Source organism: Actinoplanes regularis (genome assembly GCF_900188005.1).
Classification (GTDB): domain Bacteria; phylum Actinomycetota; class Actinomycetes; order Mycobacteriales; family Micromonosporaceae; genus Actinoplanes; species Actinoplanes regularis.
The window spans coordinates 530,591-557,220 of record NZ_FZNR01000004.1; the positions used below are offsets into that span (position 1 = coordinate 530,591).

The window sequence follows — 26,630 nt, forward strand, 5'->3', positions numbered from 1 at the left end:
TGTGATGTACGGTACGTCCGTTCTGACCCCGGCATGTGCGTTTTTCGCGGGCGGCCGCATAGTTATTACCCCTAGGCGCGCGAGCGCATAGTTACGCAGAGCGACAACGCCAGGTTGATCGGCACCGATAGGGTGCCCTGATGACGCTGATCGACGTGCTCGTTCGTGCTGCTACCGGGGTGCCCGCACAGGTGATGGTGCACGTCGATGGAGACGGCGGCGAGCGGCGGATCAGCTACGCAGAGCTTTATGCGGACGCGCTGCGGGTGGCCGGCGGACTGCGTGCGGCCGGGATCACTCAGGGTGACTGCGTGATCATCGTAGCGGAAGACAGCGCGGAGTTCGTGGCGCTCTTCTGGGGTGCGGTGGTGGCGGGGGCCGTGCCGGTGCCGCTCCCGCCGGAGCCGGAGCGGGTCGCCGCCGTCCAACGCCGGCTGGGTCAGCCGGTTCCGGTGTACCGCACCGTCGGTGAGCTGCGGTCCGCTCCGGGGCTCGCCGAACCCGTGCCGGTCGGCCCGGACGACCTGGCGCTCCTGCAGTACTCGTCGGGAAGCACAGGGACGCCGAAGGGTGTCGAGCTGACCCACGGGAACCTGGTCGCCAACCTGGAGCAGGCGTCGCGGGCGGCGGGGACCGGCCCGGGCGACGTGATTCTGACCTGGATGCCGTACTTCCACGACATGGGGTTGATCGGGACCCACCTGGGGCCGCTGTACGCGCGGTGCCGGCAGGTGCGGATCAGCCCGATGACCTTCGCGAAGCGGCCGGAGGTGTGGCTGCGGGCGGCGCATGAACACCGGGCCACGGTGCTGACGGCGGCGAACTTCGCGCTGGCGCTGACCGTGCGGCGGGTGCGGGACGAGGTGCTCGACGGGCTGGATCTGAGCGCGGTGCGGCTGGTGATGGTGGGGGCGGAGCCGATCTCACCGGTGGTGTGGCGGGCGTTTCGAGCCAAGCTTGGGCGGGCTCGCCTCGAGCCGGGGGCGTTGCAGCCGGTGTATGGGCTGGCTGAGGCCACGGTGGCGGTGGCTATTCCGCCGCTGGGTGAGCGCGCTCGGCCGGTCCGGCTGAGCCGGGCCGCGCTGTCCCGCGGCGTCGCCCTCGAGGTGTCCGGCGGCGCGACCGAGGCCGAGCCGGTGGTTGTCGGGTTGGGCGGGGCCGGGCTGGTGGATGGCGGTGTAGGCGGTGTGGGCGCCGTCGGGCTGGTGGATGGCGGTGTAGGCGGTGTGGGCGCGGTCGGGCCGGTGGATGTCGGTGTGGGCGGGGCCGGGCTGGTGGATGGCGGGTTGGGCGCGGTCGGGCCGGTGGATATCAGTGTGGGCGGGGCCGGGCCGGTGGATGGCGGCGCGGTTGCGGGCGGGCTGATGGACGTCGGTGTTGGCGGGCCGATGAACGTTGCTGCGGGCGCGGTCGAGCTGATGGATGTCGGCTTCGCGGTGCCGGGCTGCGAGATCAGGATCGTCGACGACGGCGGTCGGCCGTTGGAGGACAGCCTGGTCGGCCACATCCAGGTGCGCGGTCCGAACGTCACGCGCGGCTATCACCGGGATCCCTCGGCGACTGCGGAAACTCTGGTGGACGGCTGGCTCCGGACCGGGGACCTCGGCTTCCTGCGGGCCGGGCGCCTCTGTGTCTCCGGCCGGGCCAAGGACGTCCTCTTCATCCACGGCCGCAATTTCCATGCCGCCGATCTGGAGGAGGTCGCGGCGGCGACACCCGGTCTGGGCAGCGGCCCCGTCGCGGTGGTCGGTGCGACGGACCCCGGGTCGGGCCGGGAGCGGGTGGTGGTGTTCATCTCCGCACCGGCCGTCCGCGCGGATCCGCGAATCGCCGAGCTGGCGCGGGCCCGGGTGGCCGAGGCGCTCGGGTATGACGGCGTGACCGTCCAGGTCCTGCCGCGTGGCGCTTTCGCCCGCACCACCAGCGGAAAGCTGCGCCGCCACCTGTTGCGCGACCGCCTCCTCGCGGAAAATCCGCCGGTGGACGCGGTGGACGCGGTGGACGCGGTGGACGCGGTGGACGCGGTGGACGCGGTGGACGCGGTGGACGCGGTGGACGCGGTGGACGCGGTGGACGCGGTGGACGCGGTGGACGCGGTGGACGCGGTGGAGGCAGCAGGGGCGGCGGAGGTGGGCGCTGCGGGGGCTGCGGCGGAGGTGGGCGCGGCGGGCGATGACGAGCGGCTGATGCCGGAGATGTCCGAGACGATTGCTCCGGTACGTCCACCGCGCACTCGCGCCGAGGCCGAGCGAGTAGTCCGTACCGCCTGGGCGAAGGTCCTGCAAATCCCCGCGGAGCGCATCGGTCCCGCCGACCGCTTCCTCGCGATCGGCGGCTCCTCCCTGGCGGCCATGGAGGTACTGGCCGACCTGGAGGACGCCTTCGGCCGCACCCTCGATCCCGCCACCCTCCGCGACTGCGCCACCGTCCCAGCCCTCGCCGATCGCTTGCTCCGTGATTGCGCGACCGTCCCGGACCTCGCCGATCGCTTGCTCCGTGATTGCGCGACCGTCCCGGACCTCGCCGATCTCCTGCTCGCTGACTGCGCCACTGTCTCGGATCTCGCTGACGGCGCCACGGTCTCGGATCTCGCTGACGGCGCTACCGTTGCGGATCTCGCTGACGGCGCTGCCAGTCCGGCCATCGCCGATCGCTTGCTCCGTGACTACGCCACCGTCCCGGGTTTCGCCGATCGCCTCCTCCGCGCCGGCCCCGTGCCCACGGCGGCACGCGCTTCGGCCTCCACCACCGTCGGCGCAGGCGAACTGGCGGTCATCGGAATGGCCTGCCGATTCCCGGACGCGGAAACTCCGGAGCAGTTCTGGGAGAACCTCCTCGCCGGCCGGGACAGCGTCACCCGCGCCTCCGACTGGGACGGCCACGGCGCGTTCCTCCGCGACCCCGCGCTGTTCGACGCCGACTACTTCGGGATCGGGGAGACCGAGGCCCGCTACCTCGATCCGCATGCCCGGATCTTCCTCGAACTCGCCCACGAGGCGCTGGAACGCTCCGGTCACGCCGGCCCCCGCCGCCGCGGCCGCCGGGTCGGGGTCTTCGTCGCGGTCGGCGAGAGCGCCTACCCCGAACTCTTCGACGAGACCGATCTCGATCAGGCGCACGCCCTGACCGGCACCCTGCGCAACCTCACCGCGGCCCGGGTCGCCCACCTCCTCGACCTGCACGGCCCCGCCCTCGCCGTCGACACCGCCTGCTCCTCCGCGCTGGTCGCACTCCACCTGGCCCGGCGCAGTCTGAACGCCGGCGACTGCGACCTCGCCGTCGTCGGCGGGGTAAACCTCAACCTGACCGGTACCGCCCACCGCCTGCTCGCCGGAGCCCAGGCGCTCTCGCCGACCGGCCGGTGCCGGGCCTTCGACGCGGACGCGGACGGATTCGTACCCGGAGAGGGCGGCGCCGCCCTGGTCCTGACCCGCCTCACCGACGCCCTCGACGAGGGAACCGGTGACCGGATCCTGGCCGTGGTCCGGGGCACCGCCGTCAACAACGACGGCCGCTCCCTGAGCCTGATGGCCCCGAACCCGCTCCTGCAACAACGAGTGATCAGCGATGCCTACCGAGAGTGCGGGGTGGACCCGGCCGAGGTCTCCTACATCGAGGCGCATGGCACCGGCACCGCCGTCGGCGACCCGATCGAGGCCCGGTCCCTGGCGCACGCCCTCCCGCCCCGCCCGGACGGTCGTCCCCGCCTCGTCGGCTCGGTCAAGACGAACATCGGGCACCTGCTCAACGCCGCCGGCCTGCCCGCCCTGGTGAAGGTGATCCTGTCCCTGCGGCACGGCGAGCTTCCGCCGTCACTGCACCACAACCGCCCGTCGCCCCGGTTCGACCTGGCGGGCGCGGGCTTCGAGGTGCTCACCGAACGCCGTCCGTGGCCGGGTCCACGGGTCGCCGGGGTCAACAGCTTCGGCTTCGGCGGCACCAACGCCCACGCCATCCTCGCCGCCCCGCCCCCAGTCTCCGCGCCGCTCACCGTCGCCCCGCCCGTGGTCGCGGCGCCGGACGGCTCCGTATCGCCGACAGGCTCCGCACCGGTCACCGCCGCACTGCCCAAGGGCCCCGTGCCGGTCACCGTCGCACCGCCTTCGGTCTCCGGGCCGGTCGCCACCGGACCGTCTGCGGTCGTCCCCGCCCTGCCCTCAGTCTCTGGGCCGGTCGCCGCCGCCCCGCCCTCAGTCTCCGGGCGGGTCGCCACCGGACCGTCTGCGGTCGCCGCCGCCCCGCCCTCAGTCTCTGGGCCGGTCGCCGCCACCCCGCCCCCAGTCTCCGGGCCGGGCGCCGCCGCACCGTCTGCGGTCCCTGCGCCGGGCGCCGCCGCACCGTCTGCGGTCCCTGCGCCGGGCGCCGCCGCGCCGTTTCCGGCCGTGCCCGCTCTGTTGACGATCTCGGCGCGGTCGGCAGAAGGACTTCGGGCCGCCGTTGACGACCTCGCCCGGTATTTGCGGGAGCATCCTGCGGCCGGGGAGGCCGACATTTGCGCTTCGGCGTCGACGGCACGTGACGACGGTCCGTACCGGATGGCGATCGTGGCCGAAGGTGATCTCGCCGAACGGCTGGGGTCGGCGACCTTCAGCCCGCCGGTGGGGAGGCCCGCGCGGACGGTGCTCGTGTTCGCCGCGCCGACGCCGGACCAGGTCGCGACCGCTTCGGAATTCCGTACCGTCCTCGACCAGGTACCCGTGGAAATCGGTCGGATTCTCGGGTCCTGGCACATCGGCGATGAGATCAGCGACCTGGTCACGGTCGCTTTCGGGATCGCGGTGGGTGCGCAACTGTGGACCTTCGGGGTACGCCCGGACGCCGTGACCGGGCTCGGCCCCGGGTCACTGGCCGCCGCAGTGTTCGCCGGAGCGCTCAGTCCGGCGGAGGCGATCCGTTCGGCGGCCTCGCCCGATCACCCCGTATCGGCATCACGGCCCGTTCGAGTTCCGCTACTCGATCCGGTCACCGGTGACCACGTCACCGTGTTGGCCGTGGCCGGCTACGACACGATGATCATCGCTGGAGCTGGAGCTGGAGCTGGAGCTGGAGCTGGAGCTGGAGCTGGAGCTGGAGTCGGGGCCGGGGCCGGGGCCGGGGCCGGAGTCGGGGCCGGGGCCGGGGCCGGGGCTGGGGCTGGAGTCGGGGCCCGAGCTGGAGATGGGGCCGGTTCTGTCGGCGTCCGGGGTGCGATCCCAGAGGTGCTGGCCGCCGGGAGCACCACTCGGGAACTGCTGGTGACGGCCGGGGAGCTGTGGCGGCGAGGGGGCGTATTGGATCGGTCTCTCCTGGACGCCGGAACCCGGTGGGTGGAGCTGCCAACCTATCCGTTCCAGCGTCGCCGGTACTGGGTGACCGATCCGCCTCCGCCGGTGCTTTCCACGCCGACCTGGGTCGAAACGCCGGTCGGTAGCGGGGCGCCGGTTGGGAGCGAGGCACCGGTTAACAGTGGGGCATCGGTCGGTAGTGGGGCGCCGGTCGGTAGTGGGGCATCGGTCGGCAGTGAGGCGCCGGTCGGTAGTGGGGCGGCGATCGGTAGCGGGACGGCGATCGGCAACTGGGCGCGGGTCGACGCGGACCGGACGCTGACAGTGATGCACGCCGGCCGGGAGGACCGGGATGCGCTCGAGGTCGTGCCGGAGCTGCCGCGATCCGGGCAGCTGCTGATCGTCACCGAGGACCTGTACGCGACCGGGATCGGGACGGAGAAACCCAGCCCCGCCCATGCGGTCTGGTCCGGGTTGGCGATGGCCCTGGCCGACGAGAACCGGGACCTCGGCGTACGCGTCATCGACCTCACCTCCACCGACCCCGAGGACGTACAGCGTGCCGCCGTCGAGCGCGAGGCGGCGAACCCGCCGATGCCCGGCCCGGCGCAGATCGTGGCGTGGCGGGGCGGGCGCCGGTTCACCCGTGCCTTCGTTCCCGCACCCGCGACCGAACCGCTGGACCTGCCGCCGGACGGGAACTACCTGATCACCGGGGGAGCGGGCGCGGCCGGGATCGCGATCGCCCGGCATCTCGCCCGTCGCGGGCACCCGAACCTGTTGCTGGCCGGTCGCTCCCCGGAACCGACGGGTCTGCTGGACGAGCTTCGCCGGGCGGGCGCCATCGTGGAGTACCGGCGCGCCGATGTCACGGCCGAGCCGGACGTGGCGGCGCTGGTCGACGGCCATGAGTTCGACGTCGTGGTGCACGCGGCAGGCGTGGTACGCCCGGGCAGCCTGCGCTCGAAGAACAGGGACGAACTGGCAGCGGGCATGGCCGCCAAGATCCGTGGCACCGAGCTACTGACCCGCGCCCTCCGGGGCAGCCGGCCACTGGTGATCGCGCTGTCGTCGGTGTCGGCGGTCCTGCCGGGGCTGGCCGGTGCGGTGGGTGACTACGTGGCCGGGAACGCGTACCTCGACGCTTTTGCCGCCGCCGAACGTGCCGCGGGCCGCAGGTTCGTCGCGGTCGATCTTCCCGCGCTGTCCGGGGGAGGCCTTGCGACCGGGCATGCGATTCGTGCTGCTGGTCTTCCTCTCGATCGGTTGCCTGGGCTGCTTTGGTCGGCCGCCGCGCTGGAGGTCGCCCAGGTGCTGGTCACACCCTCGGAGCCGGGTGCCGCCCGATCCCGGCGGACAGCACCGGCGGCCGGCACGCCGTCCGAGGACCGGGTGCCCCATGCCGGCCAGGGCGAACTGGTGGCGCTCATCCGGGAACTACTGGCAGAGGCCCTGGAGCGGGAACCCGGGACGATCGGGACGGACGAGCCGTTCCTCGCGCTCGGGCTGGACTCACTGACCGCGGTGGACCTGGTCAAGGAGTTGGAGAACCGGCTCGGGCGGACGCTTTCGACCACCCTCTTCTTCGAGTTCCGGACGATCGGTGAGCTCGCCGGACACCTCGGCGAGGAGGACCTGACACCGGCGGCCGCGCTCGCCGAGTTCCCGATCAACAGTGGGAAGGGCAGGCTGCCGGTGGCGGACGCCGAGCGCCCGCTCAGCAGTGGGGAAGTCGTGACGCCGGCGGCCGGGATCGGTGAGTTTCCGCTCAGCCCGGTGCAGCAGGCGTTCCGTACCAACGGGCGGTTGTATCCCGAAGTTCCCGCGTACGCCCACGTGCACCAGACCTTGGACGGGCCGGTCGACGTGGACCGGCTGGCGGCCGCCTTCGCCGAACTGGAGCGGCGGCATCCGATGCTCCGGATGCGTTTCGCGGCGACAGGACAGCGCTTCGAAGCGGCCGGCGACGGACGGCCGGAATGGTTCACGACGGTCGAACCGCGGGAACCGGTGGTGGACCTCGACGCCGAACTGCGCAACCGGCCTTTCGACCTGCGGGTGGAGGCACCGGTCCGGGCGGTCCTGGCAGTGCCGCAGGACGGTCCGGCGCACCTGATCCTGGTCGCGCATCACGCGGCGGTGGACGGGTACAGCCTGGCGATTCTCGGGGATGAACTCTGGACGCTGTACGCGGGGAACGAGCCGGCCGAAGCGCCGGAGAACACCTTCGCCGAGCACGAGGCGCTGCGGACCGAACCCGGCGAGACGGAGCTGGCGTGGTGGCGAGACGCCCTCGGCCGGTACCCGCGGCTGGCGCTGCCGTTCGACGGTGACGTCGGATCGGATCCGGCTCCGCCGTACGCGATGCACCAGGTGGCGATCGATGCCGACCTGACCCGACAGCTCGAGGAGCGGGCCCGGGCGGCCGGCGTGACGCTGTTCCACCTGCTGCTCGCCGGGTATGTGCGCTGTCTGGCTCGGTGGAGCGGGCAGAACGACGTACCGGTGCTGGTCGCTCGTGCCGGGCGGACCGCGCGCCTGGCGGGGATCGACCGGATGGTCGGTCCGTTCGCGGACACCTTGCCGCTCCTCGCGCGGGTTGTCGCGGAGGAGAGCGCGGTCGTGCTCGCCGAGCGGCTCCGGGAAGCGTGGCTGGAGAGCGAGCGCCACGGGACCGTCTCCACCATGGATCTCGCACGGCTGCTGGCCGCTGACGCGGCCGGGCCGCGGACGGCGAGTCCGGCCAGCTTCAGCTTCGCGCGCTTTCCCGGCACAGACCGAAATGCTTTCTCCGGTACGGGCGGGAGCGTCCCGCGAACGGTCGCGACCACGGCCGGGACCGCGTCGGCGGCTACCCGGCTGGGGCTGGTCTGCTTCGAGGCGCACGGAGCCCTGCACTTCTCCTGGAACTACCCGGCGGCGCTGTTCCACCGGGGCACCATCGAACGCTTCGCCGCGGAACATCTGGCCGAGATCACCGCTCTGGCGTCACCCGCCGATCCCGAGCCGGTGGCTCCGCTGCCTGCGGTGCTTCGAGCGCCTGCGGTGCTTGAGGCACCTGCGGTGCCGCCACTGGCTCTGGTGGATTCGCTGCCTTCGCAGGGTGCGCTGCCTTCGCAGGGTGCGCCAGCTTCGCTGGCTGTGCCGGCTTCGCTCGTGGGGCGGATTCGGGCGCAGTGTCGTCGTACCCCGGATGGGCTTGCTGTTCTTGCCGATGGGAAGCCGCTGACCTATCGGGAGCTTGATGAGGCGTCGGACCGGTTGGCGGTACGGCTGGCCGGGTATGGCTCGCGGCGGATCGGGCTGATCACGGAGCCGGGGCCGGCCACGGTTGTCGGCCTGCTGGGGATCCTGAAAGCGGGCGCGGCCTGGGTTCCGCTGGACGCGGCGCACCCGCGGGCCCGGCTGGTGAGCCAGCTCCGGCGGGCCGGGGTGACGGTGGTCGTCAGCGATTCAACCGTTCTGGCCGGCGCGTTCACCGTGGTGGATCCGGGGGACGGCACACCGGGCGAGCCACCGGAGGTGACCACCGGGCCGGACGACGACGCCTATGTGATCTTCACGTCCGGGTCGACCGGGCGGCCCAAGGGCGTACCGGTGAGCCATCGCGCCATGGTCGGCTACCTTGACTGGGCCGTCGAAACCTTCGGGTACCACGCCGGGGACCGGCTCGCGCAGACCGCGTCGATCTGCTTCGACGCCTCGGTGCGTCAACTACTCGGGCCGCTACTGGTCGGCGCTGCCGTGGTCTCGTGGGATCGGGACACCGTGCGGGACCCGGACGAACTCGTGCACCGCGTCGCCGCGGACCGGGTCACCGTGTGGAGTTCGGTGCCGACCCTGTGGGAGCTGCTGCTGGGCGCGGCCGAGAAGGCGGCCGGCCGGGGCGGGCCGGAGCTGACGGCGATACGGTGGGTGCACGTCGGCGGGGAGGAGCTGTCGCCGGCTCCGGTGCGGCGGTGGTTTGACCTGCTCGGGCCGGGGCAGCGGATCGCCAATCTGTACGGGCCCACCGAGACCACGATCAACGCGACCTTCCATGTGATCAGCGAGCGCCCGGCGCAAGACGTCCGGCACGTGCCGATCGGCCGGCCGGTCGGCGGTGCGGTAGCCGAGGTGGTCGGGGCCGAAGGGCGGCCGTGTGCGCCCGGCGAGACCGGTGAGCTGTGGATCGGCGGTGCCGGGGTGGCGGCCGGATATCTCGACGATCCGGAACAGACGGCGGCGGCGTTCGTGGAGCGTGACAGGCGGCGGTGGTATCGCAGCGGGGATCGGGCGGTCCGGGACGCCGACGGCGTGCTGTGGTTCCGGGGGCGGGCCGATGATCAGGTCAAACTGCATGGGTACCGGGTGGAGCCGGGCGAGGCCGCGGCGGTGTTACGCGGGCATCCTGGGGTGGAGCGGGCCGCTGTACGGGTCGACGGGAAGCGACTCGTCGCGTGGGTGCAGCCGCGGCGGGACGTGGTGGTGACGGGGGCGGGGCTCCGGGCGTACGCCGAAGGGATTCTGCCTTTCTATCTCGTGCCGGCGCGGATCGAGGTCGTGGCGGAGTTGCCGCTCACCCTGACCGGCAAGATCGACCGTGCGGCATTGGCGGGCGGCGCCGAACCTTCTGGCACAGCGGCGGATGAGGTGCTGGTCGGTGACGGCGGGCCTTCTTTCATGGCGGCGGATGGGGCGCTGGTCGGTGACGGCGGGCCTTCTTTCATGGCGGCGGATGGGGTGCTGGTCGGTGACGGCGGGCCTCCCCGTACAGCGACGGAGCGTGTGCTGGCTCGGATCTGGGAGCGGCACCTCGACGTGCCGAGGGTGGGGCGCGGCGACGACTTCTTCGCGCTCGGTGGCGACTCGATCGGTGTGCTGGAGATGTTCGGCGCTCTGGAGGCGGAGATTCCAGTGCTGCCCCGGCCCACGGTGATCTATCGCCACCGCACGCTGGCCGCCCTCGCCGCCGAGATCGACGCCGCATCACAGGCTGCGTCGCCGTCGTCCTCGTCGCCGTTGTCCTCGTCGTCGTCGTCGTCGTCGTCGTCGTCGTCGTCGTCGTCGTCGTCGTCGTCGTCGTCGCCGTCGTCGTCGCCGTCGGCGTCGGCGTCGGCGTTGCCGTCGCACTCTCCGCCGTCCCCGGTGTTGCCGCTGCTCTCGTCGCCGTCGGCGCTCGACGGCGCCGCGGAGTTTCCGCTGAGCCCGAGCCAGCGCGGATTCCTGCTCGCCGATGCGGTCGGTGCCGAGTCGACCTGGCTGGCCGCGCCGCGACTGCACGGCCCGATCGATCTCGAACGGTTCCAGCAGGCGGTGGACGCGTTGGTGGCACGGCATCCGATGCTGCGCACGGTGTTCCGCGGCCAGGCCCGGCCACCGACACAGCGAGAGCTGGCCACGACCGCCGGGCTGACCGTCGACTACGTCGCCGAGCCGGGCCTGATCGCCGACGAACTCGCCGCAGAACGGCGACGCCGGTTCGATCCGGCGCGGTGGCCGCTCGTCCGGCTGCGCCTGCTGCGGGTCGACGAGGAGGAGCACGTCCTGCTGTTGCACGCCCACCACCTGATCGGCGACGGGTACAGCGTGGCGCTGCTGGCACGGGAACTCCTGTCCGTTTACGACCAGTCACCGCTGCCGCCGTTGCGGTCCTCGTTCCGGGACTATGTGGCGTTGACCAACGGGCTGGAGACGGAGACCGCCCCCTACGACGGCGCGCCACTGGGCCGGGGTGCGACGACCGCGACGGCCGGGATCACGCTCCCGCCCGAGGCGACCAGCCGCCTGCGATCGCAAGCCATGACGGCGGGAGTTACGCCGGTGGTACCGGTCCTCACGGCCTTCCACCGCGCACTGAGCGCGACCCTGGGCCGCCCAGACCCGGTCATCGGAGTCGCGATGACCGGTCGCGATCACTCGCTTCCGGACCTGGCGCGGATCTTCGGCCCCTGCGCCACGGCCGTCGCCGTCCGTCCCGGCCCACCCACCGAACCCGCGGCCGACCTAGAGCGGATGGCGGCCGCGATGACCGGGGCCCGTGGTCGCGGCTTCGTCGCCCCACACGGCTGGCAGTTCCTTCTCACCTATCTGGACTTCGCCGCGCTTGGCCCGCTGCGGGGCGACACCCTGCGCCTGACCTGGGACGACACCGACGCCGAGATGGCCGTCCCACCCGGCACCGATGTGCTCCTGGCGGTCCGCCCGACCGACGACGGCCTACGCCTCACCTTCCGCGGCCGCCTACCCGAGGCCACACTGGCCGCCCTGGCCGCCCGTGTTCACGCTGACCTGGAAGCCGACCTCGGTCCGGCTGTCCGTGTTCACGCCGATCGGGAGGCCGATCTCGGTCCGGCTGTCCGTGTTCACGCCGATCGGGAAGCCGACCTCGGTCCGGCTGTCCGTGTTCACACCGATCGGGAAGCCGATCTCGGTCCGGCTGTCCGAGTTCACGCCGATCGGGAGGCTGGCCTCGGTCCGGCTGTCCGAGTTCACGCCGATCGGGAAGCCGACCTCGGTCTGGCTGCTCGGGTTGACGCCGGTCTGAAAGTCAGTTCCGGTCAGGCTGCTTGGATGCGCGCCGAACCGGAAGCCGGCTCCGGGAAGCCAACGGCGGCGGGGCGACTGGATGCCGCGCTGGTCGGATACCTACCGGCGCCGGCGCAGCTTGCGGCCCTGGCAGGAGACCTTCCGGCTGCAGTACGCAGGATGCTGCCCGAGCTGTCACGCGAAGCGATCCGTGCCGCCATCTTCCCCGAGGGCACCCCACGGCTGCTCGAAACCGTCGACACACCACTGGGCCGCTCCGGTTTCGTCTGCCTGCCCCGGTTCGCCGACGAGCTGACCATCCCCGGCCTTGCCTCCGACGCCGCGGCCGCCGCCGACCTGGCCGCCACCCACGGCGCGCGTACCGTCTCACTGGCCGGAATGATCCCGGCTCACACCGGCTACGGCGCCGCCGTGGCAGACCTGACAACGGAGAACGTCCAGGTCACCACCGGTCACGCGGTGACCGCCGCGTCGGTGGTCCGCACGACCTTCGCCGCGGCCGGCCGAAACCTCGGCAACCGCGTCCTGGCCGTGCTCGGGGTCGGCTCGATCGGCTCCTCGTCGCTGTCACTCCTCCTCGCCGAGGCCGACGAACCCCCGGCCGTTCTCCTGCTCTGCGATCTGCCGGCCGCCGCCGCCCGTCTCGGTGCCCTCGCCGCCGACCTGCGGAAACACGGCTACACCGGACCGATCGAGATCGTCACCGACCCAGAAGCGGTCTATCGGGCCGACGTCATCGTGGCCGCGACCAGTGGTGGTGCGGAAACCATCGACGTCGACCGGCTCCGCCCCGGAACCGTCCTGGTCGACGACTCGTTCCCGCACTGTTTCGACACCACCCGCGCGCTGGCCCGGATGCGGGAGCGGAACGACGTCCTGATCGTCGGCGGCGGCCTGCTCGACTGCGGGCCGGCGTCCCGGACGATGGCTCCCGGCCTGCCGGTCTCCGCGCACCCGGGGCGCCTACCGGGCGCCGTCGCCTCCTGCCAGCTCGAATCCCTGCTGCACGCGGCCACCCCCGGACTGCCCCTGGTCCGCGGCCCGGTCTCGGCGGCGGACGTCACGGCGTACGGCCAAGCGCTTGATCTTGCCAACGTCAACGCCGCGCCGCTGCACCTTCTCGGGGTGATCCTCCATCGCTGACGCGACATCCACCGGCCCGCCCAACCGCCTTCCTCACGGAGTGCAACGCCTGCGGGGTCGCTCGATCGGCTTTACTCGGGGGCGCAACCTCGGCATGGTCGTTCAGCTCGCTTCCTCGCGGGTGCTGCCTCGGCTTGGTCGTTCAGCTCGCTTCCTTGCGGGTGCTGCCTCGGCTTGGTCGTTCGGCTCGCTTCCTCGCGGGTACAACCTCCGCTGGGTCGTTCAGCTCGCTTTCCTCGCGGGGGCAACCTTCGCTGGGTCGCCCAACCCGTTTTCCTCACGGAGTGCAGCCTTCGCCGGATCGCTCAACCCGCTTCGGATCTTGGCAACCTATGCCCAGGTATCAGCCATAACTTGCCAAGGTCGAAATAAAAGCGGCCGCCTTGGGTAGGTGCGAGGTTGGGATCCCTCACGAGATTCGCGGCGGGGATGGCGGGCCTTGAGCTGGTGCTCCTGGTGGTGTCGTCGGTTCGGACGGCACTGCGCCGCCAGCCGACTCCGCTGGCGGTGGTGACCGGCGCAGGAGTAAGAGTCAGCCGGTCGGGGCGACCATGGCAGCGACCTTGCGGAATGTGTCCGGCAGTGACGTCTCCGGGTGGTCGAGCCAGTACTGGACGCTGGTGCGCAACGCGGTCATGAACGTTGCGACCAGCGCCCGGGCCCGTAGCTCCGAGTCCGGGCCCGGAACCCGGGCGGCGACCACGCCGGCGAGGTCGCGCTCGATCGCCGTGTACGCCGCGATCTGGTGCGCGAGATGGTTCGGGTCACGATGCAGCTCGCGACGCTGGCTCAACCAGGTGGTGTCGGCGTCGGTGAACGCCTCGGTCAGCAGCCCCTGGGCCGCACCGGTGAGCACCGTCCACGGGTCGGCGGCCGGCTGTTGCCGGATCGACTCGCACAGCCGGCGCATCCGGTAGGCGTCGCGGTAGTAGAAGACTTCTTCCTTGTTCGCGAAATAGTTCGTGAACGTTCGCCGTGAGACCCCCGCCGCTTCCGCGATGGCGTCGATCGTGACATTGTCCGCGCCACGCTCGGCCGCCAGCCGGACGGCAGCCTCGTGCAGTGCCATCCGGGTGGCCAACTTCTTGCGTTCGCGCAGCCCGAGATTCTCCTCCACACCGCAACCCTAGTGCGACATGGGCCACTTCTCAAAGTGCAAACTTGCCTGGAGTGCAAAGAAGGATGAGGCTGAGTGGCGTGAACACCGGGAGGGACGCCGCACATCGGCCACGGAGATGGCGATGGCTGCCAAAATTCGCCGCGCTCGTGCTCATCGTGGCCGCCGTCTCGGTCACGATGTACGGCTGCCTTCCGGCCCCCGGCGCCATCTGGGCCATCCTGCGTACGGCGGACGTGCGCTGGGTGGTCGCCGCGCTCGCCGCGCAGGTGGTGTCGCAGGCCGCTTTCGCCCTGCAACAACGCCACCTGCTCCGGGCCGCGGGGGTGACCGTCTCCCCGGTGACGGCCCTGGCCATCACCTACAGCAGGTCCGCGATCAGCCTGGTCCTGCCGGCCGGGTCGGCGGTGTCGGCGGCCTATGCCGTCCAGCAGTACCGGCGCCGCGGCGCGACCGCCGCCACCGCCGCCACGGTCACCGCCCTGTCCCTGATCGCCTCCATGACCGGCCTGCTCGCGGTCTGCGTCCTGGCATTCGGCCCGACCGTGCTCCTGACCTGGTGGCACTCGGCCTCCTACGAGGCGATCGCCGCCGCCGTCGTGCTGATCTCCGCCCTGATCACAGCGATCCGCACCCGCCCTCGCAACCCGCGACCAGCCCACCCGAACCACCTGCCATCTGCAACTGACAGCAGTGGCCAGCTGCCTTCCGCAGCGAACGGCGCTGCCTCGCTCCTTTCCACAATGGGCGGCGGTGGTCCGCTGCCGTCCCAGACGGGCGGCGGTGACTTGCTGCCTTCCGCAACGGGCGGCAGTGGTCAGCTGCCTTCCGCGGCGGGCGGCGCTGGCTTGCTGCTTTCCGCAATGGGCGGCGGTGGTTCGCTGCCGTCGCAAAGGGGCGGTGGTGGCTTGCTGCCTTCCGCAATGGGTGGCGGTGGTTCGCTGCCGTCGCAAAGGGGCGGTGGTGGCTTGCTGCCTTCCGCAACGGACGACAGTGGGCAACAGCCTTCCGCGGCGGGCAGCGGTGGTTCGCTGCTTTCCGTAAAGGAAGGTAGTGGCTCACTGCGTGCCGCGTGGAAGGGCGGCGATTCGCTGTTGCCTGTGGGCTTGGCCAGCGGCGCGTTCCGGAAACTCGCTGCCCGGATCCGCCGGGAGTGGACGGCGGCAGTGACCGCCGCCCGTTCGATCCGTCCCCGCGACGGCGCCACAGCTGTCCTCTGGTCCGCGCTGAACTGGGCCGCGGACGCCTTCTGCCTGGTCGCCGCCGCCCAGGCTTGCGACCTTCCGGCGGGTTGGCGAACCGTCGGCGCCGCCTATCTGGTCGCGCAGGTGGTCCGTCAGATTCCGCTCAGCCCCGGTGGACTCGGCTTCGTCGAAGCGAGCCTGGTCACCGCCCTGAGCATGGGTGCCTTCCCGGCCGTCGCAACCGCCGCCGTCCTCGGTTACCGGCTCGTCTCCTTCTGGCTGATCCTGCCGGTCGGCCTGCTCACCTACCTCGGACTGCGCCGTATCCCAGCCCGGCCGATCGGTTTCTCGATGGCTTCGGTCTTGCGGCCGCGAGTCCCGGCCGCGCTCGTGGAATCGTCGCCCTGACGCGGAGGCTGCCCGGGTCGATCTGTCCCGCTGGGGCGGGGCTCTCTGGGTCGATCTGTCGCGGTGACACGAACACGAAGGTCGCCGAGGTCGCTTTATTGCGCTGACGCGGAGGCTGCCCGGGCCGATCTTGTTGCGCTGGAGCGGAGGCTCCCGGAGTGGATCTGTCCCGGCGATTTGGCGGGCCCCGAGCGGAATTGGCGCGCTGGCGCGGTGACCGTGGTCCGGCTGTGCCGTTTCCTGTCAGTCGAAGTGCAGCCCGCCCGTCCGGGTGCGCTTGAGCTCGAAGAATCCCGGATAGTTCGCCATGGTCCGGGCGGCGTCGAAGAGGCGGGCGGCTTCCTCGCCGCGTGGGATCCGGTTGAGGACCGGGCCGAAGAAGGCCACTCCGTCGATGTGGATCGTCGGGGTGCCGACATCCTCGCCGACCGGGTCCATGCCCTCGTGGTGGCACTTGCGCAGGGCTTCATCCCAATCGGTCACGTGCGCGGCCTCCGCCAGCGAGGCGGGTAGGCCCACCTCGGCGAGCGCCTGTGGGATCACCGCCGTGAAGTCCTTCTGGCCCTGTTTGTGGATGCGGGTGCCGAGCGCGGTGTAGAGGTCGCCGAGCACCTGCTCGCCGTGCTGCTCGGCGGCGGCGGTCACTACCCTGGCCAGGCCGAGCGAGCGGTCGACGAGATCGCGGTACCACTCTGGGAGCTCTCGGCCCTCGTTCAACACGTACAGACTCATGGGGCGGAAGCGCAGGTCGAAGTCGCGCAACGGGCGGACCTCGAGGATCCAGCGCGACGTGATCCAGGCGAACGGGCAGGCGGCGTCGAAATACAGGTCGACAGTGGTCATCAGAATGCTCCTCACTGAGTTGCCGGGCCAACGCTAGGGCCTGGAATCGTCCGTCCCAAGTGCCAATCCTGGCGCAAGCGAATGGGCCAATGCATCGGACCAGCGTGGTACGCCGAACATCAGACCCTGGTCTGATGCGGCCCCGCGTCGCGCTGAATAGGTTCGATGCCATGGATGCCGAAACGTCGCCGGTTCGAGGCCACGCGCAGGGAGTTCAGTTGGGTGCCGGGTCTTGGCCCGGCTTGGCCGGGCGGGGTGTCGCCGTCCGCTCGCAATCCGGTCTGGTTGGACAGGCTATCGGTCGCCCGTCCCGAATCCGGTCGGGCTGAGAAGGACGCCGGTCGTTCGTCCGTAACCCGGTTGGGCTGAGCGGGGTGCCGGTCGTTCGTCCGCGGTTCGGTTGGGCTGAGCGGGGTGCTGGTCGCTTGTCCGGAACCCGGTCGGGTTGGGCAACGGTGCTGGTCGTTCGTCCGCGGTTCGGTTGGGCTGAGCGGGGTGCTGGTCGCTTGTCCGGAACCCGGTCGGGTTGGGCAACGGTGCTGGTCGCTCGTTTGCAGTCGGGTTCGGTCCGGCAACGTGTCGGTCGCCTGTCCCCAGTCCGGCCCGGCCGGGCCGGGCGTTGACCGTCAGGTCTCGGCTGGTCTGGTGGCGGTGCTGAGGACTCGGCTGGGCAGGTCAGTTCGAGGGGTCCGCGACCCCGACCATTGCCGCGTCGAGGATGCCGTATCGGGCCATCACGGCGGCGCGGCGAGCGTGGTTGACCGTGCGGACCCGGCGGGCGATGAAGAAGACGTCGATCAGGGACCAGACGCCGAGGCCGCCGAGAGTGAAGAGCATGGCGATCGAACGGCCGGTGTCGCCGAGATAGAAGCGGTGGCCGCCGAAGATGCCGGCGGCGCACCAGATCGCGTACGCAATCCTGGGGTTCTTCTTGATTGCGTCGTATTCCGACTCGGCGCGCAGCAAACGCAGACGCTCCCATTCCGGAAGGACGGCCTGGCCCTGCTCTAATTCCATTCGGGCAACGATAGCGGTCCGGACGCCAGCGGTCCCACCGCCAGCGATCCGGGAATCAATGGTCCCGGAACCAGCGGTCGCGGCGCCAGGGATCCGTTCCCGCGCGAGCGGTGAGGGGAACTGGCGGTTCTGGCACTGAGTGGACCCCCGGGTCCCCGATTGGTGGTCTTGGGCTGGGCTGGACTAAACCCTCGGGTCCGCGGTTGGTGGTTCTGGCGCTTGGCGACCCTACCCTCGGGTCTGCGGTTGGTGGTTCTGGCACTTGGTGGGTCCAAGCCCTCGGGTCCGCGATTGGTGGTTCTGGCGCCTGGCGGGACCAAACCCTCGAGTTAGCGGTTGGTGGTCTTGGCGGTGCGCGGGACCTTACCCTCGGGTTCGCGGTTGGTTGCTCTGGTGCTGGGTGGGCCCGGGCCCACGGTTGATGGCCCTGGCGCTGGCCGGACCCCGGGGTCCGAGGTGCTGGAACCGATGGTCCCGGCGCTCCGTGGGCGGAGCGGCCCCGGCGAACGTGATCAGGGTTTGCGGGCGACGGCTCCGAAGAGGGAGGCCTCGACCGGCGTCGGGTGCTCCTCGGCGGCCGGGTCGGGACGCCATTCGCTGATCGCGGAGACGCCAGGTTCGATCAGTTCGAGGCCGGTGAAGAACTCCTCGAAGCCGGCGCGGGTGCGCGGATGGACGTCCGAACGCCCGGTTCGCAGTGATTCGTCCCAGCTTGCCTTCAACTCCGGGGTCAGGAAGTCGGTGGTCGCCATCGTCATCGTCAGGTAGCTGCCGGAGGGCAGGGCGTCGACCAGGGTGCGGACGATCTCCACGGAACGGGCGTGCTCGGGCAGGAAATGTACGACCGCCACGAGGATCAGTGCGACCGGCTGGGACAGGTCGAGGATCTCCAGCGAGGTCAGGATCCTCGCCGGATCGCGCAGGTCCGCCTCCAGGTAGCGGGTCTGGCCCTCCGGGGTGCTGGTCAGCAGCGCCCGGGCGTGGACCATCACCATCGGGTCGTTGTCGACGTAGACGATCCGGCTCTCCGGGGCGACGCGTTGCGCCACCTGGTGCGTGTTGTCCGCGGTGGGCAGGCCGGTGCCGATGTCCAGGAACTGGCGGATGCCGGCCTCGCCGGCCAGAAAACCGACCGCGCGTCGCAGGAAGGCGCGGTTGGCCCGGGCCGCTGTGCGAGCAGCGGGGTATGCCTTGGCGAGCAGGTCGCCGGACTCTCGATCGGCAGCGAAGTTGTCCTTGCCACCCAGCCAGTAGTTGTACCGGCGGGCCGGGTGCGGGACCCCGGTGTCGAGCTTGTCGATCGTCACGCCGAAGATCCTAATAGGAAGCGGGGTGTGGCGACATCGGCCGCCGGGCGGTCACTGTTCGTGATCGATTATGTGCCCAGAGTATGGTGATTTGTCGATCGGCGCCGAACGCGGCACTATGCACGGGTGCAGCGTTACCGAGTCGGAATCTTGGCTGTGGCGGCGGTCGTGGTCTTCGGCGGCGGCGGCCTGATCTATGCGGGTCTCAGCGACGGCTCCGGAGGTGAGGGCCTGCTTCCGAGCGCGCTCAACCTCGGCGGGCCGACCGCTTCGCCCACGCCGACCGGGCCCAGTCCCGAGGAGTTGGCGAAGGCTGAGCGCCTCAAGCGGGAGAAACAGCTCACCGCCGCGTTGAAGAAGCTGACTGCCACGTCACCGGAGTTCTCCGTCGCGGTCCAGGACAAGAAGACCGGTGAGACGTACGCCTACCGGGGCGATGAGCAGTACGACACCGCCAGCATCGTCAAGGCGCAGATCCTCGCCTGCATGCTGCTCAAGGACCAGGACGCCGACCGCGAGCCCAGCGCCAGCGAGATGAACCTCGCCAAGCCGATGATCCAGCTCAGCGACAACAATGCGACCACCGCACTGTTCACGAAGATCGGCGGTACGGCCGCGGTCACCAAGTGCAACAAGCGGTTCGGGCTGACCGACACCAACGTCGTCACCTCGTGGGGTTTGACCAAGACCACCGCGCGCGACCAGATCAAGCTGCTCGCCGAGCTCGTCGACACCAAGGGCCCGCTGGACGCTGACTCCCGCAAGGCCGCGTTCAAGCTGATGAACACGGTCAACGCTCAGCAGGACTGGGGCGTCCCGGCGATCGCCAAGACCGGCGAGACGTTCACTGTCAAGAACGGCTGGGACACCCGATCGGCGGACGGCGGCCTCTGGGCGGTCAACACGATCGGCCGCGTCATCGACGGCGAGGACGTGGACGTGTCGGTCGCCGTGCTCTCCCACAACAACAAGTCCCAGGAGAGCGGCATCGTTCTGGTCGAAAAGGTCGCCAAGCTGACCCGGCAGTATCTCAAGTACTGAGCTGATCGCCGCTCTGAGCGGGCTCGGCCGGCGCCAGGTGCCGGGGCTGATAGCCCCGGCTGGTCCAGCGGCGCCAGCCCCGTTTGAGTAGGTCGATCAGTTTGGTCGTCAATTGGGACAGTGCGATCGGGCCCAGGATGACGACCGCCAGGATCGGCGCGGTCGGCGCGACACGCGGATCCGCGATGCCTTCGAAGACGATCAACGCCGCGCTGACGCCCAGCAGTATCCTGACCAGTTCGTCGCCGCGTCGTTGCCATCTCGCTCGGACCGGTGATTCGGGCAGATCGGTGCCGTTGAAGACGGACCTGATGCCGGGCCACGCGGAGGGTAGCCAGTACGCGATGTTCATCGGCAACGCCACCAGCGTGATCAGCGCGGCGAACGCCGCCGGTCGGGCCCCGACCTGGCCGAGCATGTCCGATATGAACATCGACGCCACCAGGAACGGGATATAGCGCCGAACGAACATGAAGCCGAAGGCGCCGAGCAGAAATGCGAGCATGTAGAGCAGGAGATCGGTCAGTCGTGGCTTTTTCACCGGATCGACGTCCGTCATGGCGTCATTGTCGGAGCGGCCGGCAACTCCAGAGGCTGTCACCAATCAAGTGCGATGACCGGCCGAGTTCGCCGGCCCAACCCCGTCCAGCGCCGGTTCAGACGCTGAAGGTCGAGCGGTGGGTCTGCACGTAGTCGGCGTCGCCCAGATATTGGAGGTGGTGGCCGGCGGCCAGGTGACCCGCGAACGCGGCGTTGCCGGCGGCGGCCTGGGCCCGCATGAAGTCGACCATCGTGTGCAGCCGGACGACCACCGTGTCGATCAGCGCGGCGCGGGAGAGCGCGTCGAGGGCGTAGCGATCGCAGAACAATCGCAGTCGAGCGGCCTGCTCCGCGGGGTCGCCGAGCGCGTCGGTGCTGCCCGGTGCGGTCAGCGGCGCCCAGCGGTAGGCGGCGTAGGCGACGTCCCAGAGGCGTGGCCCGGGGCGGGCGTGGTCGAAGTCGAACACCCCGGCTGTCCGGTCGCCGTCCAGCACGCAGTTGTACGGTGCGTAGTCCCCGTGGCAGATCACCTCGACCGGATCGAGAGCCGGTAGCTGCCATCCGTCGCGGGGTGCGGACCGGGCGAACCCGGCGGTGGCGTCGTGGTAGGCCCGGAGCAACTCGGCCGCCGACACGAGAGCCGGGACCGAGACCGCGGCCGGGATCAGCGGAAAGTTCGACACCTCACCGGGCAGGAAGTCGAGAATCTCGTAGCCGTCCTCGGTGACCCCGTGGAACCGCGGCGCGCCGGTGAAGCCGGTGGAGGCGAGGTGCCGGAGCAGGTCGTGGACTCGTGGTGACCACGGGCCGGTGGGGCGGTGGACCTTGTCGCCGATGCGGACGACCTCGTTGATGCCGCCGGTCAGGGTCTCGCGTTCGATCATCGGAACATCATCCGAGAAGGGGCCGTCGGCGCGATCGACTCATCGGTGATCTTCTGTTTCACTGTGCTGCATGCAGACCGGCCCGCGCCTGGCGATCGACTACGGCACCGCGTGCATCCGGGCGGTGCTGACCTGGCCGGATCGCCCCTGGTCGGCGCTGGTCGTCGATGGTACGGCGGAGCCGTCCAGCGCCGTCCACATCGGAAAGGACGGCGTGATCACGGCGGGCGCCGCGGCATGGCGGCTGGCGGAGGCCGATCCCGGCGGGTTCGTGGCGGCGCCGCTGGCCGAGGGGATCGGGACGGTCAAGGTGCGCGGCCGAGTCGTCGACGTCGTGGACCTGGTCACCGCCGGCCTGCGCCCGATCGTGGACGAGGCGGTCCGGATCGCCGGGACGCTGCCGGTGGACGTCCGGATGAGCGTGCCGGCGGGGTGGGACCCGGGCCGGCGGACCTGGCTCCGTCAGGCCGCGCATCAGGCCGGTCTCGGCCGGCCGCAGCTCGTCGAGGCGCCGGTCGCGGCGGTGCTCTCCATCGAGGGCGGGACCGGTCCGGACCCGGGGGCGGGCCGTTTCGTTCTCGTGTGCGACATCGGCGCGACCGTCGAGGTCAGCGTCGTGCGCTCCGATCCGGGCGGTGCCGAGGTGCTGGCCACGGTCGCGGACCCGGATGTGGGCGGCAACGCCATCGACGATCGCCTGGTGACGATGCTCCTGAAGACCGACAGCGGGGCGGCCGAGGGGGCCGGGGCGGTGTTGCGGGCGGCTTCCCCCGGGACGGTGGTGGTGCTGCGTACCGGCAAGGAGGCGGTTTCGCGACAGCCGGCCGTGACCGTGCCGCTGCCCGCGCCCGGAGCGGCGGTCGTGCTCAGCACCACCCTCGTCGAGCGGGCCGCCGAACCGGTCCTGGCACGCGTGGCCGAGCTGGCGTCGGAGGTGCTCCGGGCGGCCGCGTTGGAACCCGCCGACCTGGCCGCGGTGTACGCGGTCGGCGCGGTCGCCGCGATGCCGGCCGTGCCGCAGGTGCTGGAACAGCGGCTCGGTGTCCCGGTGCGGGTGGCGACGCTGCCCGGGGCGGCCGTCGTGCTCGGGGTCGCCGAGGCGGAGGGCGCGGCGGCGCCGGAGAGCGAACCGGCGCCCGCGGTGCCGAAGCTGACCGTCCTGCGGACCTGCGGGCTGCTGCTGCCCGGGCTGGTGTCGGTGGCGCTGTTCGGGCACTTCGTCTTCACGACCCGCGGGGCGACCGCGTCGAGCTGGGGTGAGCTGGCCATCGCGGGGGTGCTCGCGCTGGTGTTGTGCCTGGCCGCCGGGCCGTGGATCGGGGCGGCGCTGGCCCGGGACGCCGGGCTGCGGGGGCGCTGGGACGCGGCCGGGCAGGTGTCGGCGGGTCTGCTGACCGGGGACGCGTTCGGGGTCACGGTGGCGGCGCTGTACGCGGTGGCCGCCGGGTTGTACCTGGTGGTGCCGTTCGCGGAGCCGCTGCAGTGGGCGTTGCTGCCGGTCCTGCCGGCAGCCCTGCTGGCCGCCGCCGTCGCCGTGCTCGTGCGGCGCCGGCTGAGTCCCCCGGTGTTCGTGGAGTTTCCGCTGGTCGCGACGCTGATCCTGAGCGTCGGGAGTCTGCTGTTCGCGCTGACCGTGCGGGAGTCATTCCCCGCGGGTGCGGAGAACTGGGGAGCGGTGGTGAGCCGGGTCGGTGGGGCGCTGATCGGGGTCGGGATCGCGTTGCTGCTGTTCCGGATCCGGGTGCTGCAGGGCATCACCGCGGTGGTGCTGGGGGTCTTCGGGTTCTTCATCGCCGATCCCCGGGCGGTGGGTGTCTTCGGCGTCGGGCTCGGCCTCGCTGTCGCCGTCTGGTGGGGTCAGCGCCTGCTGGCCCTGGTCCGGGCCTGAAACTGATCGGCGACAACCGTGGCGATCGGGATCTCGAGCGAGGAGGATGCGGCGATGACCACGCGTCCGCTGATCTTCCTCGACGTCGACGGGACCGTGATCCCGCTCCGGGCCCGCGTCGTGCCCGGTGTGCCGGCGGAGCCCGCCGGGGGCAATCCGCTGCTGGAGCGGATCGACCCGGCGGACGGGCCGCGGTTGCGGGCCCTCCCAGGTGACCTGGTCTGGGCGACCACCTGGATGGAGGAGGCCAACGAGGTCATCTCGCCGCGGCTGGGGTTGCCGGAACTGCCCGTCGTCGAGTGGCCCGACGAGGGCCCGGTGGACGGTCTGCACTGGAAGACGGCGTTTCTGGTCAGGTGGGCGGCCGGGCGCCCGTTCGTCTGGCTTGACGACGAGGTCACCGACGCCGACCAGCGCTGGGTCACCGCGCATCATCCCGGCCGTGCCCTGCTGCGCCGGGTGCATCCGTTCAACGGCCTGGTCGACGCCGACTTCGCCGCCGTCCGCGCCTGGATAATGATCAACAAGTGATCGAATCCGGACACGCGGTGTCCGGAAGCGCGTTGCGGCTCGACACCGCGAGGCCCTCGCTCAAGGACCGGCAGGAGGCCGGGATCGCGTTGTGGCTTGGCGCCGGGAGGCCCTCGCTCAAGGACCGGCAGGAGGCCGGGATCGCGTTGCGGCCCGGCACCGCGAGGCCCTCGCGCGAGATCCGCACGGGGCGTGGCCGCGAGGCCTACGGACGCCGGCCCCATTGTTCGTACGCGGGAAGGAAGGTCTTGAGCGGGAGGTGAGGCGCCCGCGCCCGCACCGCGTGGTTTTCAGTAGCGGAAGTGGCTGACCATGGCCTGCAGGTTGTTGGCCATCTTGCTGAGCTCGGTGACCGCCTGCTGGGACTGGGCGATACCCTCCGTGCTGACCGCGGTGGCGGTGGCCAGGCCGGTGATGTTGGCCGCGATGTCGCCAGCGTCGGCGGCGGCCAGGGCCACGCTGCGGCTCATCTCCTCGGTGGTGGCGGTCTGCTCCTCGACGGCGGCCGCGATGGTGGCCTGGTAGTCGTTGATGCTGGCGATCACCGAGGTGATCTCGCCGATCGCGGCGACCGCGCCCGCGGTGTCGGCCTGGATGGCCTGGACGCGCTGGGAGATGTCATCGGTGGCGCGAGCGGTCTCCTGGGCGAGTTCCTTGACCTCGCCGGCCACGACCGCGAAGCCCTTGCCCAGCTCTCCGGCGCGGGCGGCCTCGATGGTGGCGTTCAGCGCCAGCAGGTTCGTCTGCTCGGCGATGCTGGTGATCACCTTGATCACGGTGGCGATCTCGGCGGACGACTCGCCGAGCTTGCCGACCTGGGCCGTGGTCGAGTCGGCGACCGTGACGGCCTGCGCGGCGACCCGGGCCGCCTCGGTGGCGTTGTGGGCGATGTCGCGGATCGATTCGCCCATCTGATCGGTGCCCATGGCGACGCTGGAGACGTTCTCGTTGACGCTCGAGGCGGCCGTCGAGGCGGTCTGTGCCTGGGTGGCGGCCTGCTCGGCGGAGCGCGACATGGTGCTCGCCGTGGCGGTGAGCTGCTCGGCGGCGGCGGCGACCGCCTGGGCGGAACCGGCCACCGAGGAGATCATCTTGCGGGTGTTGGTCTGCGCCTCGTCGAGGGCGCGGGCCATCTGGCCGACCTCGTCCCGCCCGCGCACGTCGGCGGAGACGGTCAGGTCGCCGTCCGCCATCGCCTGCAGAGCGCCGCGGACCCGCTCCAGCGGCTTGGTGACCGACTTGACGATCAGGTAGGCGAGCACGATGACCGCGATGGCGGCGAGCACGACGGTCAGCCAGAGGACGCGCTGGGCGTTGGTCCGGCGCTGCTCGGCGAGCACGTTGGCCCGGTCGACGGTGTCCAGGAAGAGCGCCCGCTCGTTCGCCAGCACCGCGCTCATCAGGTAGTTGTCGACACCGACCTGCTCCCAGGCGAGCCGGGCGCCGGCCTGGTCGGCGGCGGCGCCGGCGACGAACCGGGTGAGCGTCGCGGTGTAGTCGGCGGTCACGTCCTTGATCCGGGCGACCGGCGTGTCCAGGCCGGCGGGCAGGTCGATCGCCTCGAGCTCGGTGATCATCTTGTTGGCCGAGTCGACCTGGTCCTTGAGCAGGGCGACCTGTTTGGCCGGATCACTGCGCAGGATCGCCTGGTAGCCGCTGGCGCGCATCTCGCTCGCCAACCGGTCCAGCTGCAGCACCAGCGCGCTGGCCGAGTTCAGGTTCTCCAGTTCATTGGCGGCGGTGGTGTTCCGCCCGTTGTTGACCATGGTCACTGCGAGGCAGGTGGCCAGGGCGGCCAGGCTGGCGGCGACCAGGATGGCCAGCTTGGTGCGGACCGACAGGTCGAGGAAGCGCTGGATCATCGGGCTCACCCCGCGAGCTGGTCGGCGGTGTAGAACCCACCCTCGACCAGCACCCGCTCGTAGTTGGCGCGGTCCACGTTCACCGGTTGCAACAGGAACGTCGGGACCACCTTGACACCGTTGTCGTACGTCTTGTCGTCATTGACCGGGACAGGCTGGTCGAGCAGCAGCGAGTTGGTCATCTGCACCGCGACCTTGGCGAGCTCCCGGGTGTCCTTGTAGACGGTCTCGGTCTGCTCCCCGGCGGCGATCAGCTTCACCGAGTCCAGCTCGGCGTCCTGGCCGGTGATCACGGGCGGCTTCTTGTATCCGGCTTCCTGGCACGCTTCCAGGACGGCGCGGGCGACTCCGTCGTTCGGGGCGAGCACCGCATTCAGCTTGATGCCTTTCAGCGGGCCCGCGAGCAGGCGTTGCATCCGCTTCTTCGCGAGCGCGTTGTCCCAGCGCATGGTGGCGACCTCCTTGAAGGAGGTCTCACCGGAGGGGACCTTCAAACGGCCGGAGTCAAGGTACGGCTTGAGCACACTCATCGCCCCGTTGAAGAAGAACGTGGCGTTGTTGTCGTCCGGCGACCCGGCGAACAGCTCGATGTTGTCCGTGCCCTCGGTGCCCTTGAGGTTGAGCGCCTTGACGATCGTGTTGCCCTGCAGCACACCGACCTTGAAGTTGTCGAAGGTGGCGTAGTAGGTGATGTTCGGGGTGTCGCGGATCAGCCGGTCGTAGGAGATCACCGGGATCTTCGCGTTGGCCGCGTCGGCCAGTACGGCCTTGAGCGCCGTCCCGTCGATCGCGCCGACCACCAGCGCCTTCACACCGTTCGAGATCATGCCCTTGATCTGGCTGATCTGGTCGTCGATGACATCCTCGGCGTACTGCATGTCGGTCTTGTAACCCAGCAGCTGGAACTGCTGGGCCATGCTCTTGCCGTCGCCGACCCACCGGATGGATGTGGTGGTTGGCATCGCGATCCCGATGGTCCCCCGGTCCGGCTCCGCGACGGCCGTCTCGTCCGCACCGCAGGCGGTCATCGTGGCAAGCACCATCACCATGACGACGAAACAGCGCATGGCGCA

The 26,630-nt window shown here is 70.8% G+C and carries 13 protein-coding genes; 5 read left to right on the forward strand and 8 right to left on the reverse strand.

All coding sequences use genetic code 11. The annotated features are described in order from the left end of the window. Positions 1-140: 140 nt before the first annotated feature. Complete coding sequence (locus CHC09_RS46265) at positions 141-12,935, forward strand: non-ribosomal peptide synthetase (RefSeq protein ID WP_179277096.1); 12,795 nt, start codon at positions 141-143, stop codon at positions 12,933-12,935. A 532-nt stretch (positions 12,936-13,467) separates the two neighbouring features. On the opposite strand, the gene CHC09_RS14895 is transcribed toward CHC09_RS46265, so the two are convergent. Further along, complete coding sequence (locus CHC09_RS14895) at positions 13,468-14,052, reverse strand: TetR/AcrR family transcriptional regulator (RefSeq protein ID WP_089293639.1); 585 nt, start codon at positions 14,050-14,052, stop codon at positions 13,468-13,470. 65 nt (positions 14,053-14,117) lie between these two features. Between CHC09_RS14895 and CHC09_RS48410 the strand changes: the two genes are divergently transcribed. Further along, positions 14,118-15,644, forward strand: a complete 1,527-nt coding sequence (locus CHC09_RS48410) for a lysylphosphatidylglycerol synthase domain-containing protein (RefSeq protein WP_089293640.1) — start codon at positions 14,118-14,120, stop codon at positions 15,642-15,644. Between the two features lie 243 nt (positions 15,645-15,887). Here CHC09_RS48410 and CHC09_RS14905 read toward each other — a convergent pair whose 3' ends face one another. The 3 genes from CHC09_RS14905 to CHC09_RS14915 all read right to left on the reverse strand — a co-directional run bounded on the left by CHC09_RS14905 (position 15,888) and on the right by CHC09_RS14915 (position 18,811). Then, positions 15,888-16,487, reverse strand: coding sequence for a mycothiol-dependent nitroreductase Rv2466c family protein (locus CHC09_RS14905; protein WP_089293641.1), 600 nt, complete (start codon positions 16,485-16,487; stop codon positions 15,888-15,890). Positions 16,488-17,162: 675 nt separating this feature from the next. Then, the gene (locus CHC09_RS14910) at positions 17,163-17,504 is read right to left on the reverse strand and encodes a TM2 domain-containing protein (RefSeq protein ID WP_239138280.1); all 342 of its coding nucleotides are present in this window, start codon (positions 17,502-17,504) and stop codon (positions 17,163-17,165) included. 512 nt (positions 17,505-18,016) lie between these two features. Then, a complete protein-coding gene (locus CHC09_RS14915; RefSeq protein WP_089293642.1) occupies positions 18,017-18,811 on the reverse strand; it encodes an SAM-dependent methyltransferase in 795 nt (264 codons plus the stop codon). Between the two features lie 126 nt (positions 18,812-18,937). On the opposite strand from CHC09_RS14915, the gene CHC09_RS14920 reads away from it, so the two are divergent. Beyond that, positions 18,938-19,852, forward strand: coding sequence for a serine hydrolase (locus tag CHC09_RS14920; RefSeq protein WP_239138279.1), 915 nt, complete (start codon positions 18,938-18,940; stop codon positions 19,850-19,852). Here the strand turns inward: CHC09_RS14920 and CHC09_RS14925 are convergent. Next, positions 19,842-20,411, reverse strand: coding sequence for a hypothetical protein (locus CHC09_RS14925; RefSeq protein WP_089293643.1), 570 nt, complete (start codon positions 20,409-20,411; stop codon positions 19,842-19,844). The two genes, CHC09_RS14920 and CHC09_RS14925, sit on opposite strands and share 11 nt — an antisense overlap. Before the next feature lie 97 nt (positions 20,412-20,508). Next, positions 20,509-21,276 carry a phosphotransferase enzyme family protein gene (locus tag CHC09_RS14930; protein ID WP_089293644.1) on the reverse strand — a complete coding sequence of 256 codons (768 nt, stop codon included), beginning with the start codon at positions 21,274-21,276 and terminating at the stop codon, positions 20,509-20,511. A gap of 70 nt (positions 21,277-21,346) precedes the next feature. On the opposite strand from CHC09_RS14930, the gene CHC09_RS14935 reads away from it, so the two are divergent. Then, complete coding sequence (locus tag CHC09_RS14935) at positions 21,347-23,164, forward strand: Hsp70 family protein (protein ID WP_089293645.1); 1,818 nt, start codon at positions 21,347-21,349, stop codon at positions 23,162-23,164. Positions 23,165-23,218: 54 nt separating this feature from the next. Then, positions 23,219-23,695 carry an HAD domain-containing protein gene (locus CHC09_RS14940; protein ID WP_089293724.1) on the forward strand — a complete coding sequence of 159 codons (477 nt, stop codon included), beginning with the start codon at positions 23,219-23,221 and terminating at the stop codon, positions 23,693-23,695. 290 nt (positions 23,696-23,985) lie between these two features. On the opposite strand, the gene CHC09_RS14950 is transcribed toward CHC09_RS14940, so the two are convergent. Both CHC09_RS14950 and chvE read right to left on the reverse strand, forming a co-directional pair. Further along, positions 23,986-25,557 carry a methyl-accepting chemotaxis protein gene (locus CHC09_RS14950; RefSeq protein ID WP_089293725.1) on the reverse strand — a complete coding sequence of 524 codons (1,572 nt, stop codon included), beginning with the start codon at positions 25,555-25,557 and terminating at the stop codon, positions 23,986-23,988. Between the two features lie 5 nt (positions 25,558-25,562). Beyond that, a complete protein-coding gene (chvE, locus tag CHC09_RS14955; protein WP_089293647.1) occupies positions 25,563-26,624 on the reverse strand; it encodes a multiple monosaccharide ABC transporter substrate-binding protein in 1,062 nt (353 codons plus the stop codon). Positions 26,625-26,630: the final 6 nt, after the last annotated feature.